This is a genomic window from Peribacillus sp. NPDC096379, assembly GCF_044762875.1.
GTDB lineage: Bacteria > Bacillota > Bacilli > Bacillales > DSM-1321 > Peribacillus.
Genome location: NZ_JBIWFD010000005.1, coordinates 159942 through 176012, shown reverse-complemented (window position 1 = coordinate 176012; position 16071 = coordinate 159942). Strand labels below are relative to the sequence as shown.

At 36.7% G+C, this 16071-nt stretch carries 11 protein-coding genes and 3 pseudogenes; 5 read left to right on the top strand and 9 right to left on the bottom strand.

Annotation, left to right across the window (positions count from 1 at the left end):
- Positions 1-38: 38 nt before the first annotated feature.
- The 5 genes from ACIQZI_RS20350 to ACIQZI_RS20330 all read right to left on the bottom strand — a co-directional run bounded on the left by ACIQZI_RS20350 (position 39) and on the right by ACIQZI_RS20330 (position 5386).
- Positions 39-1397: an MFS transporter gene (locus ACIQZI_RS20350; RefSeq protein ID WP_403076623.1), complete on the bottom strand. Its 1359-nt coding sequence runs from the start codon at positions 1395-1397 to the stop codon at positions 39-41.
- A gap of 128 nt (positions 1398-1525) precedes the next feature.
- Complete coding sequence (locus ACIQZI_RS20345) at positions 1526-2599, bottom strand: Gfo/Idh/MocA family protein (protein ID WP_403076620.1); 1074 nt, start codon at positions 2597-2599, stop codon at positions 1526-1528.
- A 54-nt stretch (positions 2600-2653) separates the two neighbouring features.
- Entirely contained in the window at positions 2654-3760 is a 1107-nt protein-coding gene (locus tag ACIQZI_RS20340) for a Gfo/Idh/MocA family protein (protein ID WP_403076618.1), read from the bottom strand.
- A 17-nt stretch (positions 3761-3777) separates the two neighbouring features.
- Positions 3778-4911 (bottom strand): sugar phosphate isomerase/epimerase family protein, encoded by a 1134-nt coding sequence (locus ACIQZI_RS20335; protein ID WP_403076616.1) that lies wholly within the window; start codon positions 4909-4911, stop codon positions 3778-3780.
- Positions 4912-4927: 16 nt separating this feature from the next.
- Entirely contained in the window at positions 4928-5386 is a 459-nt protein-coding gene (locus ACIQZI_RS20330) for a C-glycoside deglycosidase beta subunit domain-containing protein (protein WP_403076613.1), read from the bottom strand.
- 695 nt (positions 5387-6081) lie between these two features.
- On the opposite strand from ACIQZI_RS20330, the gene ACIQZI_RS20325 reads away from it, so the two are divergent.
- Positions 6082-6789, top strand: coding sequence for an IS6 family transposase (locus tag ACIQZI_RS20325; RefSeq protein WP_403076610.1), 708 nt, complete (start codon positions 6082-6084; stop codon positions 6787-6789).
- Positions 6790-7055: 266 nt separating this feature from the next.
- On the opposite strand, the gene ACIQZI_RS20320 is transcribed toward ACIQZI_RS20325, so the two are convergent.
- Both ACIQZI_RS20320 and ACIQZI_RS20315 read right to left on the bottom strand, forming a co-directional pair.
- The gene (locus tag ACIQZI_RS20320) at positions 7056-8513 is read right to left on the bottom strand and encodes a glycoside hydrolase family 1 protein (protein WP_403076607.1); all 1458 of its coding nucleotides are present in this window, start codon (positions 8511-8513) and stop codon (positions 7056-7058) included.
- Between the two features lie 19 nt (positions 8514-8532).
- Positions 8533-10383, bottom strand: a complete 1851-nt coding sequence (locus ACIQZI_RS20315) for a beta-glucoside-specific PTS transporter subunit IIABC (RefSeq protein WP_403076604.1) — start codon at positions 10381-10383, stop codon at positions 8533-8535.
- Positions 10384-10737: 354 nt separating this feature from the next.
- On the opposite strand from ACIQZI_RS20315, the gene ACIQZI_RS20310 reads away from it, so the two are divergent.
- Complete coding sequence (locus ACIQZI_RS20310; RefSeq protein WP_403076601.1) at positions 10738-11862, top strand: NADH-dependent flavin oxidoreductase; 1125 nt, start codon at positions 10738-10740, stop codon at positions 11860-11862.
- Positions 11863-12227: 365 nt separating this feature from the next.
- Entirely contained in the window at positions 12228-12416 is a 189-nt protein-coding gene (locus ACIQZI_RS20305) for a hypothetical protein (RefSeq protein ID WP_403076599.1), read from the top strand.
- 8 nt (positions 12417-12424) lie between these two features.
- Here the strand turns inward: ACIQZI_RS20305 and ACIQZI_RS20300 are convergent.
- A pseudogene (locus ACIQZI_RS20300) lies at positions 12425-13768 on the bottom strand (IS4 family transposase).
- A gap of 403 nt (positions 13769-14171) precedes the next feature.
- Here ACIQZI_RS20300 and ACIQZI_RS20295 point away from each other — a divergent pair.
- A pseudogene (locus tag ACIQZI_RS20295) lies at positions 14172-14285 on the top strand (IS6 family transposase); the annotation flags it as partial.
- A gap of 119 nt (positions 14286-14404) precedes the next feature.
- Positions 14405-14599, top strand: a pseudogene (locus ACIQZI_RS20290) (DDE-type integrase/transposase/recombinase); the annotation flags it as partial.
- Between the two features lie 35 nt (positions 14600-14634).
- Here the strand turns inward: ACIQZI_RS20290 and ACIQZI_RS20285 are convergent.
- Complete coding sequence (locus ACIQZI_RS20285) at positions 14635-16071, bottom strand: 6-phospho-beta-glucosidase (RefSeq protein ID WP_403076596.1); 1437 nt, start codon at positions 16069-16071, stop codon at positions 14635-14637.

Here is a 16071-nt window from a genome sequence, read left to right as displayed (position 1 = left end):
AAAATATTTCATTACCAGGATGTCTTATCTAATTTTTATTAGAGATTTTCCGTAGTGTTTATATTATTTAGTACAGCCGTCTTTCTTTTTATAGTTAAATTGATAAGAACAAAAGAAAACGCTGCGATTAATCCAGTTGCTCCGAAAGTGATGAACCATACACTGATTGAAGCATTTGCAGACAATAGGATGCCACCTACAATAGGTCCTAATATACCACCAATTCTTCCAACACTGTTCGGAAATCCCACGGCTGTTGATCTAATTTCATTTGGATAATGCTGTGAAACAAAAGCATTGACTAAACTGTGTGCTGCAAACAAGAAGAAACCAATCAGAACTACAAATATATAAAGCATGACAATGTTTGCTTTAATTCCCATTAGCATAAGTGATAATGCTCCAATGCTATAAATAACAGGAAGTAAAACAGTAAATCCCTTTTTATCTGCAATACTTGACCAAGTAGCAGTACCCGCTATCGTACCTAGATTTAGAAAAACAGCAAACGCCAAACTAGAAGTTAAAGGATAACCATTACGAACCATAAGACCCGGTAACCAAATAATAACACCATTGATAAACAATAGACCCATGATATAAATAACACAAGATAATATGGTAACAAAAAGGAATTTTCTATCGAATAATCTTAAATATGAGACTTTATTGTCCTTTCTCATATGTTCTTTATTATTCTCTACTACCTGATCAACATTTATTTCTTGACAATACTCTTTGCTTATCTTTTCTAAAATTGCTTTTAACTGGTCTATTTTTTTGGCTTTAACCAAATATTGAGCAGATTCAGGTACATATTTAACTATAAAAGCCATGAACAGAATGGGGATTAATGCCATCCACAGCACTGGTCGCCAACCTAATTGAGGAATCACTATAATGGCAATTAGTGGCGCGATAAGCGATCCAACTTGATTGCCACATAAAGCAATAGCTACAGATTTACTCTTACTCGTCTTAGGTGCATATTCTGTAAGAAGTGAAATAACGATAGGAATTACACCACCAAAACCCATACCTGCAATGAATCTACAAAAAGCAAATAGATTAATATTATTTACCATTGATTGTGCAAAAGTAAAAATACTAAATATCAAAACTGAACTAATCAATAATTTCTTTGCACCAAATTTATCGCTAAAATAACTTAGGAAAAGCGCACCAAACATTGTACCAAACTCCGCTACACTTCCAACAAACCCTAGTTTTGTTGGGTCCACATTCCACTCCTCTGTAATTAGCGGAAGTATCGAGCCATATGCAGCAGCACCGTACCCGGTAAAAGCTATTAGAAAAAGCCCCAAACCTATTAAAGTAATATGAAACTTACTAAATCTACTATTATCAATAAACTGAGTTACGCTGTTCTCTTTCACCAGCAACACTCCTTTTTCTATCACAATTATACCTGTGAATTTGATCGATTTAGTTCTTATTACATCAGCTAATTCTCCGTAGAAACACCAACCCAAATCTAACGAACATAGATATAACGCTTACAAATTTAACCAAAAGGTACACTATTGAAAGTTTCTGCAGATTTCCAACAGGCTTCCATAACAGATAAAACTTTTCGAACTTCTTCAGGTTTAACAAGCATTTCAGCGTTTCCATCCAATGTTTGAAAATAGTTATTGAAAAACTCAATATAATCACTGCTAACCTTTGGAATTTCTTCTGTTACAATTAGTCCCGGATCTGGAATACCAAATGAGCGTGTTGGCCCGTAAGAAGCGGCGGATTTATCTTGATCTCCTGCGACATTTTCTAGTAATTTTGTTGTACGTACTATTTTCCCCTCTGGATCAAATTTATTTGCGTACATACTTCCCTTGTTGCCACCCATAAACCAATGTCTTTCAAACCAATCTGATTGATCCGATAGATAATATGTGCCAAGTTCGATTTCAGCAGTGACACCATTTTCAAATCGCAGGAGGATATTGAAGTAATCGTCTACCTCTTTATTGATTACATTCCTAACATCCGCAAAAACTGACTTCAAAGGACTTTCAATCATAAAAAGAATTTGATCTATCAAGTGTACTCCCCAATCGTAGAGCATGCCCCCACCTTCAGACTTAATAACATGCCAGTCATGCATATTTCCGTTAAATCCATATAATGAGCTTTTGATAGTATATACATCTCCAAGCAATCCATCGTCATAACATTTTTTAATACTACGAAAATCTTTGTCAAACCTTCTTTGTTGATGTACAGTAAAATGTACTCCTGCTTTTTCAACTTCTTCCATCATTTCATCAAATTCTTTTACTGATAGAGCAGCGGGTTTTTCACAGATAATATTCATCCCTGCTTGGGCTGATTTAATTACAAGTTCCTTGTGTTGATTATTATTCGCTGATATAATCACTCCGTTAATATCTGTATTCTCCAAAAGTTTATCTATATGATCATATACTTCAATATCAGGGTATAGCTCCCTTGCTTCATCAAGTCTTGCTTGGTTAATGTCACAAACCGCTACACAATCGCAGTTTTCAAAATTTTTCAAGATGGTGACATGTCTTCGACCAATAAAACCATAACCAATGACAGCATATTTGTATTTCATTGCTATTTTCCTTTCTATTAATAAAAGGCGGTTTTAAACCGCCCTATATTATTATTAGTCAAATTTTACTGTTACATTTTCATTAGAAGCCTTATAAATTGCGTCTAAAATCTGTGTCACTCTAAATGCTTCTTCTGGTTTCACACATGGCTCAGTGTCATTTAATATAGCATCAATCCACTGTTTTGCTTCAACAACACCAGGTGGCTCATTAACACCTTCAAAATAATCAACCAAAGCCTCACCTGATAATGTCTCTTCGCTCATTTTTCCATGCCGAACATGATTGAACCACAATTCGGCTGTCTGATAACTACCACCGTATTTAATTTCCGCACCTTCTAAGGTTCCACACAAAGTAGTTGCAGCTTCACGCGCGTCCATGTAGTTTAATGCCCAAGAGGCCCTTAGATTCACTAAAGCTCCATTTTTAAATTTAATGAATCCCATAGCAGAATCTTCAACTTCAAATGTATCAGTATCCCATGCCCCATAAGTATTCCCTAGAGCAGCTTCTGGTAGATTACCTAACTTATAGAAAACTTGACCACTAACACTGTCAACATCATAATTATCCATACACCATAAAGTGATATCTAAAGCATGAGTGCCGATATCAATTAATGGTCCTCCACCCTGTTGAGATTTGTCAGAGAAAACTCCCCAGGTTGGAACTGCTTTACGACGAATCGCATTTGCTTCTCCATAGTAAATATCTCCCAGTTCACCTGCTTCACTAGCTTTTTTAAGGACTTGCACATCATGACGAAAGCGATTTTGGTATGCAACTGTAAATTTTTTACCGTATTTTTTCCATGCATCCATCATTTTTTGTGCGTCTTCAGTTGTCGCTGCCATTGGCTTTTCACAAAGTACATGTTTATCAGCTGCGAAAGCATCAATTGTAATTTGACAATGAGAAACATTAGGTGTGCATACATGAATAACATCAATATCTTTATCTTTAAGCATCTCACGGTAGTCTGAATAAATTTTGACATTTGTTAAATTGTGTCGTTCCACAGTCGCTCGAGCTTTTTCTTCAATAATGTCACATAATGCGACCACTTCTGCTTTATCAGCTACTTTTGCTAAAGAAGGTAAATGCTTATTATTACAAATCCCACCAGTACCAATAATACCAATCTTCAATTTCTTCATTGTTGTATCCCCTTTCATTACTCACCAATTAGCCTTTTTAGCATTTCTTGATGTTTTCTTACTTGATCAATTTCACTAATCAAGTCCTCTACACCACGGTCTTGAAAACGACGTTGACCTTCATATTCTGAGTTTATATACCCCTCATAGCCATTCTCTTTCAAGAATTTGATAGGACCTTCATAGTCAATTGCAATATCTTGATATTGTCCTGTATTCCCTGGAATTTCAGACATATTATAGAATTTACCGTGAATACTAACGATATATGGCAGTATAGATTTCAAATCACTTGGTTTAGTACGTGATAACAGTAACGCCTGAGCCATTACTTCAAAGTCGATTTCTGTATAGTTAGGAACATTGTCCTTGATTAATTTTTGCATCTTTTGAAAAGCTGGTAATAGGTTTTCAGGTGCTTCGTTATGTTTTAAGTAACGATGGAATAATGATTCAACATTGCCCGCACTATATAGAGATAAATCAATATCATTTAATTCATTACTCTTACCTAGATAATTGTCCATGCACAGCTCAACTACTAAATCACAGCTTTCTTTTTTTGCACCTTGTCTAATATACCAATCTAAAGTAACCTCTGAAGGGCGAAAAGCGAAAATCCCCCAATCTGGAACAAGCCCTAAATGTTTTGTTCCAGTTTTTTCGCAATACTCAACAATCTCATTAACATATTGACCATTAATTGGAATTGGAGCATGAATTTCTTTCCCTAATTTGATATTGCATTCTTCAGCAACTGGTAAAGCTTCAATCATAATTTCTACTGGAGTTGTTGCTAAGGTTCGAACATTCTTAAATCCTAATTTTTTTGCTAATCTAATATCATTTTTCAAACGGTCAGCAGATTCAGAATATGTCATAACATGGTCTCTAAATTGTAAAACGTCGTGAAAGGCATCCATTGTAACTGGGTTTGTTCCATACTTATCCATCCAATCGAACCACTGGTTAAAAAACTCTTTTGGTGGATTTGGATACTGACGAAGAGACATCTCATCTAAAATTTCAATACCATCAGCACCATAAAGATTAGTACCAACTTCCTTAATCTGGCCCTCTAAATCTAACTCTTTGAAAAACTGAGTTTGTTGATAACTGTACAACGATACTCCACGTTTAATTTTTCCCATTTTAAGATGCTCCTTTCTATTCTTGCAGTTCTAATTCATACTTAATGACTTTTCTTGTTTTATCTGATCCAGCTCCAGTACCTGGCTCAGGTGAGTTTTTCACCCATTCCTCATCCGTCGGTAAGTATCCATAACCAGCAAGTACTGATTGCTGAAACTCAATTATGTGCTTTCCTGGTTCAAGTCCACCTTCTTTGGCAATATGAATGATCCCCTCATCATCGTAATCCCAATGTTCCCAAACTGCATGTTTGATTTCTTGAAACGATCTAGGCTCTTTCCCATTAATTTCAAACTTCTGTACATCACGCTTATAGTCAACACCGTCAACTTTAATGTAGTAACCATTATGCAAGGATAAGTAAACACCACGATAGTTTGCGTTTCTTGTTGCAAATTGAAAACCGATGACTTTTCCATTCTCATCCACATCATTTTTGAGACTGTCTTTTCTAATTAAGAAATTATCGAACATTTATATATCCTCCTTTTAATATGAAAGATTTTTGAAATCATGATCTTCACACATCGATGCTTAGTTCACGCATCAAAAATTTAGGAATTAACGAATTCTCTCCAGAAATACCAAGAGTGTATTATGTTTAATTTCTATAGTCATAATTTTATTCTTTTTCTGTCCTTTATAACTACAGCTTATTTAAGCAAATAAATAGTAAAAACCCACCACTTTATGCTCGACTAGTTTTATATAAAACAGCTTATAACAATATTTGATAGTTAAATTTTGTCCTACTAACTCTTGAGTACAGCTGCTCTATTTTGTGGGTCAATGCTCGGTTGCAGTGAAAACACACCTACGAGTCTATTAGACTGAAAAATGATTGTCTTTTTCATACACTTTAAAAAGTTGCTATAGGTAGTAACCTTCCTTAAAGAAGAAAAAATCCCACAAACCAGAAAAAGACGCACGTATCCCTGAAGGTAACGCTATCTAAAAAGGTAGCGTTACTTCCAAAGGGCGGTGCATCCGCTCACTCTATGTTTGTGGGATTTTCCCATTAAATTTAATATGAATTTTTATTTTGAGATAATAACTTAATGTGAATATGCTTTGTGCGGTTCTGGTGCAAAAACTTCAGAATATCTGCAAGTATTCTCTCAACCTTGGACATACTGATACTAGTACTCTAAAAAAAGGACGTGATCGGTATGAAAAAGCAAAATCTATTCAAGTGGAAACATTATCAACCTGATATTATTTTATTAACTGTGAGATGGTACCTACGGTACAACCTCAGTTTTCGTGATTTAGTCGAAATGATGGAAGAACGCGGATTATCTATTGCTCATACAACCATCATGCGCTGGGTTCATCAGTATGGTCCTGATTTAGATGAGCGAGTACGACGTCATCTTAAGCCAACCAATGATTCTTGGCGAGTCGATGAGACGTATGTAAAAGTCAAAGGTCAATGGATGTACCTATATCGTGCCGTTGATTCAGAGGGAAATACGATTGATTTTTATTTAAGCAAAACAAGAGATCATAAGGCTGCAAAGTGCTTTTTCAAGAAAGCTTTGCGGTCTTTTCATGTTTCAAAGCCTCGTGTTATCACAGTAGATAAGAACCCAGCCTATCCTATCGCAATTGAAGAGTTGAAGAAAGAGAAAAAGATGCCCGTAGGCATCCAAATAAGGCAGGTAAAATATCTTAATAACATAGTGGAACAAGATCATCGTTTTATTAAAAAGAGAGTTCGTGCGATGTTAGGATTAAAATCTTTTCGTACAGCCAAATCTATTCTTTCGGGAATAGAAGCGATGCATATCATTAAAAAAGGACAACTTGCTTTAGGGGACAAGTCTGTCCAAAATCAAGTAAAGTTCATTCATCAACTATTTGGAATGGCTGCATAAGCACAGATCCCATTAGGAATCTATATACCTCTTTTAAATAAATGCAATCTTTGCACCAGAACCCTTTATTAGATATGTAAATTCATATGCTTCATGATATGAAAATTCGTGGCAATTCAAACAAACGCAACCGTTTGAACTTTCACCATCATAAACTTATAGAAAATAATATTAATGCCCTAATAGTAATACACAAGGAATTATTTACGCGGTATCAAAAGAAGAAAATACACCGATCATCCGACCGATGTATTTCCCCCATAGATTTATAGATTTTCACCATTACTTTCAATAACTTTTTTGTACCAGAAGAAAGAATCTTTACGACTTCTCTCTAATGTACCGCCACCTTCATCATCTTTGTCTACATATACAAAACCATAGCGTTTCGACATTTCGCTTGTTGACATTGAGATGAGGTCAATCGGTGCCCAAGATAAGTAGCCCATTAAGTCGACACCATCACCAACGGCTTCCTTCATCTGTTCAATATGCTTACTTAAATAATCAATGCGGTAATCATCATGGATTGAACCGTCTTCTTCCACTTTATCATAAGCACCTAAACCATTTTCCACGATAAAGATTGGCAGTTGATAACGGTCATACATATCATTTAGTGCAACCCGTAAACCAACCGGGTCAATTTGCCATCCCCAGTCTGAAGCCTCTAAATACGGGTTTTTCAAACTGTTCATGAGATTTCCTGCTGTTACTTCTCCCTCTGGTGAATCAGAAGATAACATTGAGACATAATAACTCATTGAAATATAATCTACTGGATATTTTTTCAAGATATCATCGTCCCCAGCTTCTTTCACAATCTCAATATTGTTTTTGGCAAAGTAACGATCTAAATACTTAGGGTATTCTCCGCGAGCATGGACGTCTGTATAAAATAGATTATTTTGATTATCTTGCTGCGCTTTTAATACGTCGATAGGATTTGATGTGTTTGGATAGTGACTCATTCGCGCAAGCATACAGCCCATTTTTCCACCAGGAACAATCTCATGTAATTTCTTTGTTGCAAGTGAACTAGCTAGAAATTGATGATGTAGCCCTTGATATTTCGCTTGCACTGGGTCTTTTTCTTGGTCTGATAAAATTCCACCACCCGTATATGGGCTAATCGTAATCATGTTAATTTCATTAAATGTAATCCAAAACTTTACTTTGTCTTTATAACGAGCAAACACCGTTTCTGCATAGCGTACGAAGTGGTCAACTGTCTCACGACCAACCCAGCCATTGTATTTTTCTGTTAAGCCATAAGGCGTTTCATAGTGAGATAGTGTCACAACTGGCTCGATATTATGTTTTGCAAGTTCATCAAACACATTGTCGTAAAATTGTAATCCTGGTTCATTTGGCGTTTCATCGTAGCCGTTCGGGAAAATTCTTGCCCAGTGAATGGATAGGCGAAAAGCAGTGAAACCCATTTCAGCAAGCAATGCGATGTCTTCTTTATAGCGGTGATAAAAATCAATCCCCTCGCGCTTAGGGTGACGTGCTGTAGATTCGCCACTTAATGACTTTCTAATTTGTTCTGAAGTAATTTCCATTGCATTATCTTTCGTTCGTTGATCTTTTGGAATATATTCTACAAAGTCAGCTGCTGATAAGCCTTTTCCGCCTTCATCATACCCACCTTCGATTTGATTGGCTGCTGTTGCTCCGCCCCAATAAAAGTTCTTTGGAAATTGCGCTTTAAAGTGTGTCATAACGATCTCTCCTCGATTTTTATTTTACAACTGTCAAAACTATATGATTTAACGTAACATGCTGTGATTGTACGGGTATGACATCTAAATAATTTGCCGTATTCGTAATAATCACAGGTGTTGTCACCTTATACCCTGATTCTTGAATACCTTGAATATCAAATGTAACTAGTTTATCGCCTTTTTTAACGATTGCATCCGATTCTACATGTGCATTGAAATATTTCCCTTCCAATTGAACGGTATCAAGCCCGATATGGATTAACACCTCAACCCCATCTTCGCTAACTAGTCCAATCGCATGTTTTGTTGGGAATAACGTCACCACCTTTCCATCAAACGGTGCCACAACAATACCTTCTGTCGGCTCAATTCCAACTCCTTTGCCCATTACAACACTTGCAAATACCGGATCGTCTACTTCTTCCAACGGAATCACCTTACCCGTTAGTGGCGCTGTTAAAAGATAGGTTGCTTTTGATTCACTGCTTGTTGTTTCTATATTTGGATTTTCTTTTGTTACCTCATTTTGTTTTTTCTTACCTGTCGTACCAAAAATAAAGGCTAAGATTGTAGCCAAAATAAAGGATACACCAATTCCAATGCTATACCCTACTATTGGTGTAAACGCTGGAATGGTAAATAAACCAGGAATCGCAAATGCGAAGATTCTTACATCGAATGTTGCAATAATTGCACCACCAACTGCGCCCGATATAAATAATAACGGTAGTAATTTCCTGTACCTAAGGATTAGACCGTAAAGAATCGGCTCCGTAACCCCTGCAAATAAACCTGATAATGTTGCCGCAAAGGATAAGGAACGTAAATCTTTATCTTTAACCTTTAAATAAATCCCAAACGCGATTCCTATTTGAGCAAATGTCGCTGCTCCAGTAATCGGACCAATTATATCCCCACCGCGTGTGTAGTTATCAATTATAATTGGCACAATACCCCAATGCACACCTAAAATGACAAGAACTGGCCAAATACTTGCAATTAAAATCCCGGTAAGAATTGTTGACACACTTAATAAAAATGTAATCCCTGAGGCAATCGCTAAGCTAACATACTCTGCAAACGGCCCAAAAACGAGGGCTGTTAAAGGAACCATTACTAATAAACTGACCATTGGCACAAAAAATAACTGAATAGTATCTGGTGTATATTTTTTCAAAAAACGTTCTAAAGGTGCATACACTGCAATTCCAATTAACAATGGAAAGACCGTTGACGAGTAATCTGTTGCAATCAATGGGATACTTAAAAAACTTATATCACCCGTAAGATCAAGTAAAGCCGTAAAACTCGGTTCTAGCAACCCTGCCGCTATCGTCCCCCCTACAAATGGATTTACATTTAATTTCATAGCTGCTGAAATCCCTACAAAGATTGGTAAAAAGTAGAATATACCACCTGATGCTGCATTTAATACGGAATAAGTCGAGCCTTCGACGTCTATCCAATTTAAAATCGAAAGAATTGCAAGTAACGCTTTAATCATCCCTGCCCCTGCCAATGCAGGAATTAAAGGTGAAAATGTACCTGAGATGTATTCAAAAATCTTCCCCATTGTACCCGTTTTCTCTTTATTTTCACCTTTGTCAGCAGAACCACCACTTATATTGTGATTCTTCATAATTTCCGCATGGACTTTCCCTACTTTATTTCCAATAACGACTTGGAATTGCCCACCATTTTCTACCACTGTCATGACATCTGGAATATTGCTCAATGCTTCTTTATCCGCCTTACTATGGTCCCCTAACTTGAATCTTAACCGTGTTGCACAATGGACAAGCGATCGGACATTGCCTTCGCCACCTACCAATTCAATAATTTTATTGCCTAACTCTTTATTATTCATCCTTCTTCCTCCTTCTCCAATAAATTCAATTAAAAAAACCCGAAGAGAATACAAATAGACCGACGTCTATTTATACTTCTCCTCAGGTTTTGCCTGCCTAACAGTAACAATCCTGTGATTACTCGCATTATAAATGACTTACAATAAGCCGTTTCTTAACTATACAATCCGCGAAATATATCTGTTTGAAATTACATCATAGCAAAGCATATATATTTACATATCTATCAAAGTAGATATAATTGGTGTATGGATACAGTACTACTATATTAAAGCTTTGTCAAATGAAAAATAGCTTTAGTAAAACATCCATTACCTTCAAACAAAGTAGTATAAAAAATTAGGAGGATTACAATGAATCCAAATTACAGTAAATTATTTGAACCTTTTACCTTTCCATCTGGTGTAACTATTAATAATCGTATCGTAATGGCGCCGATGACAACCAATTCATCTTTTGAAAATGGCATGGTAACCACAGATGAGCATAGATACTATAAACGTAGAACAGCAGGACTTGGTGCAGTCATAACTTCTTGTGCGCAAGTAATGGAGAATGGTAGATTTGCAGGTTCACTTAGCGTAGCTTCTGATGATCACATTGAGAGTCTTTCAAAATTGGCAAAGACGATACAAAGCACAGGTACTAAAGCAATTTTACAAATCTTTCATGTAGGACGAATGGGCCCAAGCAGTACGTTGAAAGGAGAGCAACCGGTTAGTGCGAGTGCGATACCAGCACTGAGAGATTACGCAGAGAAGCCAAGAGCATTAACGGATCAAGAAGTTCGTGAACTGGTAGAAGCTTATGGACAAGCAACTAGAAGAGCGATTCAGGCAGGCTTTGATGGCGTTGAACTTCATGGAGCAAACACATACCTGATTCAACAATTTTTTTCTCCACACTCGAATCGCAGAGATGATGATTGGGGAGGTACACGTGAAAAACGGATGAATTTTCCACTTGCAGTAGTACAAGCAGCAAAAGAATCTATCAAAACATATGCAGAAAAACCATTTATACTTGGATATCGAATTTCCCCCGAGGAATTAGAAGAACCAGGGATTACATTGGATGATACACTACAATTATTAGACAAACTTAAAAATCAAGGTCTGGATTATATCCATATTTCAGTCGGTAGTGTGATGCAAAGCCCATTGCGAGACAAAAGTAATAAGAAGCCTATTATTCAAATCATTCAAGAACAAATAGGAAATGATATTCCTATTATCGGTATTGGACAAATTCAAACACCCGATGATGCTCTCAGCGCTTTAGATCTAGGAATTCCGCTTATTGCCATTGGGCGTGAATTAATTGTAGAGCCTGACTGGATCAAGAAAGTTAAAGAAGGAAAAGAAAGTTCTATTCGAACAAAAATTTATCCTCAAGACAGAGCAGATTTAATGTTGCCCGATGCCATGTGGGTAACTATAGAAAGCAGAGCTGGCTGGCTTCCGATTGTTGAGAAATAAATTAAAACTGATTATTAATAAAATCGAATAATGGATTTCAATCGAGGATGGGGGAGTGATTCACTTTCACACTTCCATGATTACTCTTTACACCAATAGAAAAAAGTAACCATTCCCTGCTATCAGCTAAGTAAGCAGGATGGTTACTTTTTATTCCCACAACAAGTCAAGCGCTATGTAAGCTGTATTGACTTAGTGTTGACGCACTCAGTCTTTTTTTAATATATATTTACTTTATCACAATATACACACTTTTTGCTCCTTGCGCTTCCCCTCCCTAAGCAAATCAGATTAGATAAAACTTCACATTTATGCGATAACAACAAAACTAACGTTCCTATTAGCGAAACCAAAGAGGTGTTGTTATGAAAACAGTTATTTTAGCAGAAAAACCAGATCAGACGGCTAAGTTGGCAGCTCCCTTTTCCTTTATGGGGTTCAGCCGCATACCCATCAAGCTAACGGCAGAAATTGTTAGAAGCGTGGCGACTCTTGCTCCAACACCGGTGAATATCAGAAAAATAAGCATAACAAAGAAACCTATTAAAATTTGATTTTTTCGCTAGGCAGCTTGTTTCTGCTTTACTGTCGTTTCATACACGATACCGAGAATGTCAAAGATTGTCTTTTTCTGATACCGATGACACTTACGCCCATTCTTTTTAAGCAATTGATAGAGGCGATGGAGAATCTTTAAGAGTTCATGTGTGCCACCAGACATAGCCTCAAATAATAATGGAAAATAGTCCTTAATCATATAAATCGACTTGTATTCGCTTAGCTCTTGTTTTTTCTTTTCCAGCAGGAGCTGTCGCATTTGAATCATCGTGGAGGAACAAAGGAGAATCCCAATGAGTTGTCCATATAAATGGCACTCTAGACGTTCTTTCTTGATGGTTTTACATTCATCGATTTCAAAGAAGGTCTTCCATGTTTTAAATAAAATTTCTATTTGCCAACGTAATGAATAAAGAGCGTGTACGCCATTTCTCGGAATTTCTTTTGGTGGTGTGTTTGTGATATATACGTTCATCCCCATTAGCTGTTTACTTTTTCCTTCATGACAACGGCTTGGTTTTTTAGCCGTGTCTCGGTTTGATCAGTTGTTAATCGGTGGATGATGACACGTGTTGGTAATTTGCTTATTTTCCCAATATAGACTTCCGAAATTTCCATGGTCTCACCTGGTGCCAGCTCTTTCATGATTTGCGCCATATCAAGCTGAATATATTCGGTCTGTTTCTTCATTGTACCGTTCTTGAAATATTCTGGCTCAGGGTTCTTGATATAAATGCGTGTATTCAACTTTAACCGTGAGATATAGTAGGCTTCCTTCTCATGAATGGCTTGTAAATCTCGCAAATCAAAATAACCTAAGTCACGTAGACATAAATCGCCTGCCACCACGCTTTTTAGACAATCTGTGCCATAGGTTTTGTCATTATTTTTACCCGGTCCTAGTTGCACGTTTAAGAATTGGCCACTCAGTAAATCGTATTCTAATTGGATTCTTCACACCTGCCGTATGACTACTTCCACCTGAACCTTGATAATCACTTGCGAAGGCATCTGGCAGCTGAAACACCGTCGCATCCAGAATCCGAATACATTTGAAAGTAGAAATCATGTGTGAAGATAGCGATTGTGTCGCACAAAGTTTCTGTGTTAGGAGCGAAGTAAAGACTTTTCGGAGGAATGCGACAGCCTCTGAATTAAACCGTTGATTCAGTCTTTCTTGGCTTATCAGTACACCTGTCGAAGCCTCTAACCGACTACATAGTTGCGTGAGTGATGTACTCGCGACTTCTTGGCTGAGCCAAACGCAAAGGGCGATGAGTTCATCTGCTTGATACTTACTAGATCGCTTCACAAAACCAACCTGTTTAGCGACTTTTTGTAGGACGATTGGAGATAGAAAGCGTTGTAATTCTTATGAGAATAGATGTAATTCTTCAGAAAACGAGAGATCCATGAAAAAACGTCATCCTTTTCAAGTATTTTACTGAAAGAATAACGTTTTTTTCATTTTGGGGGAAATTCGTTTCTTTAGCTTGATGGGTATGGGGTTCAGCCGACAAAACGCGGATATTATACGCTAACGACTACCAAAAACGGTCGTTTATAAATTAGTCTCGGTATCTACTTAAATAATGGTAATTATAGCTTGATTTCATCACCAAAACTCATAACCAAAATCAAAATACCAAAAGAAGTGTTAGAAACCCTTTTTGGTTATTTATATTTAAAAGCTTTATATATCAAGGTGTTGAGTCTTAACGTATAAAATATGCGTTTTGTCAGTGCTACCCCTAAGTGGTATAGAAGCCATGCATATGATTAAAAAGAAGCAGGTTCATCAAGGAGTGAAGTCTGCCCAAAATCAAAAAGAATTCATCCATAAATTGTTTGGATTAGCTTCATAAGTTAGCAATTTAAAGGAAACTCACACTCTATGTTTCTAACGAGTGATTTTTGCACCAGAACCGATTATTTCGTACCTAGTCATTTCCATCCTTAGCTTGATGGGCATGCGGCTGAACCCCTAGAACAGGATCATCGTTTTATAAAGAAGCGAGCTCGTTCCATGTTAGGATTGAAATCATTTCGTACAGCCACTTACATACTGAGTGGCATAGAAGCCATGCACATGATTAAAAAGAAGCAGGTCCATCAAGGGGTGAAGTCTACCCAAAATCAAAGAGAATCCATCCATAAATTGTTTGGATTAGCTTCATAAGTTAGCAATTTAAAGGAAACTTACACTCTATGCTTCTAACGAGTGATTTTTGCACCAGAACCCAATATTTCACCATTTGAGGAAATCAGTTCTGTATACCAATAAAATGAATCTTTTCTTAATCGTTTAAATGTTCCATTTCCTTCATCGTCCCTATCGACATAAATGAATCCATATCTTTTCTTGATTTCGCCACTTCCCGCAGATACAAGATCTGTACATCCCCACATGGTATATCCCATCAGATCAACACCATCGATTTCTATTGCATCTTTCATGGCGCTTAAATGCTCTTTTAAGTAATTAATTCTGTATTCATCATGGATCTTACCGTCATCTTCAATTTTATCAATAGCTCCCATTCCATTTTCCACAATAAACAAAGGCAACTGATAACGATCATACAGATTATTTAATGCAACTCTTAATCCTATCGGATCTATCTGCCAACCCCATTTGGTAATATTGAGATATGGATTTCTTCCTCCTTTTGCTACATTTCCAACCAGTTCCATCAACGGTTCATCACTTTCTACCTGGGAGAAATAATAGCTTAAACTAATAAAATCAACAGTACCATTCTTTAATATTTCTTCATCACCAGGTTCCATTGTAAATTCTCCATCTATTGATTCCTGAAACGTTTTGCATATATTTGTGTATTTTCCCCTAATCTGCACATCACCGAAATAATAAGTTTTGAGCATCTTATTCCTAGTCAACACCTGATCATAAGGCTTGCAAGTGTATGCATAAGTCAGTGGATATAAAAGCATACACCCAATCTTAAAATTCGGATTGATTTTACGTCCTTCGATGACAGTTAAGGCACTCGCTACCAACTGATGATGTGCTGCCTGTAATTTAACATTATTTTCATTTTCGTTCTCTCCATAAATGATTCCAGCCTGATGCCAAGGTCTCGGTGTAATCAAAATAGAATTTATCTCATTGAATGTCAACCAATACTTTACCTTATTCTTATAACGTTCAAATACCACCTTAGCATATTTTACTGCAAAATCTATGAGCCTTCTGTTTCTCCACGCTCCGTATTTTTTTACTAGATTTAAGGGCATTTCATAATGATGCAGTGTTACCACAGGCTCGATTCCATATTTCAGGAGTTCATCAAAGACATCATCATAAAATTTTAATCCTTCTTCATTAGGAACTTCATCATCTCCGTTTGGGAAAATCCTACTCCAAGCAATACTCATTCGATAACATTTAAATCCCATTTCTGCAAATAAAGCAATGTCTTCTTTATAATAATGATAAAAATCAGTCGCTTCATGACTAGGATAAAAAACTCCTTCTTTTACATAGTCGTCAATTGTTCGTATAGTTCCATGTTTTCCACCTCTTTCAACATCGGCAATACTTAATCCTTTTCCAGCTTCCAGATACGCTCCTTCATATTGATTTGCCGCAGTTGCTCCGCCCCATAAAAAGTCTTTTGATATTTTCAT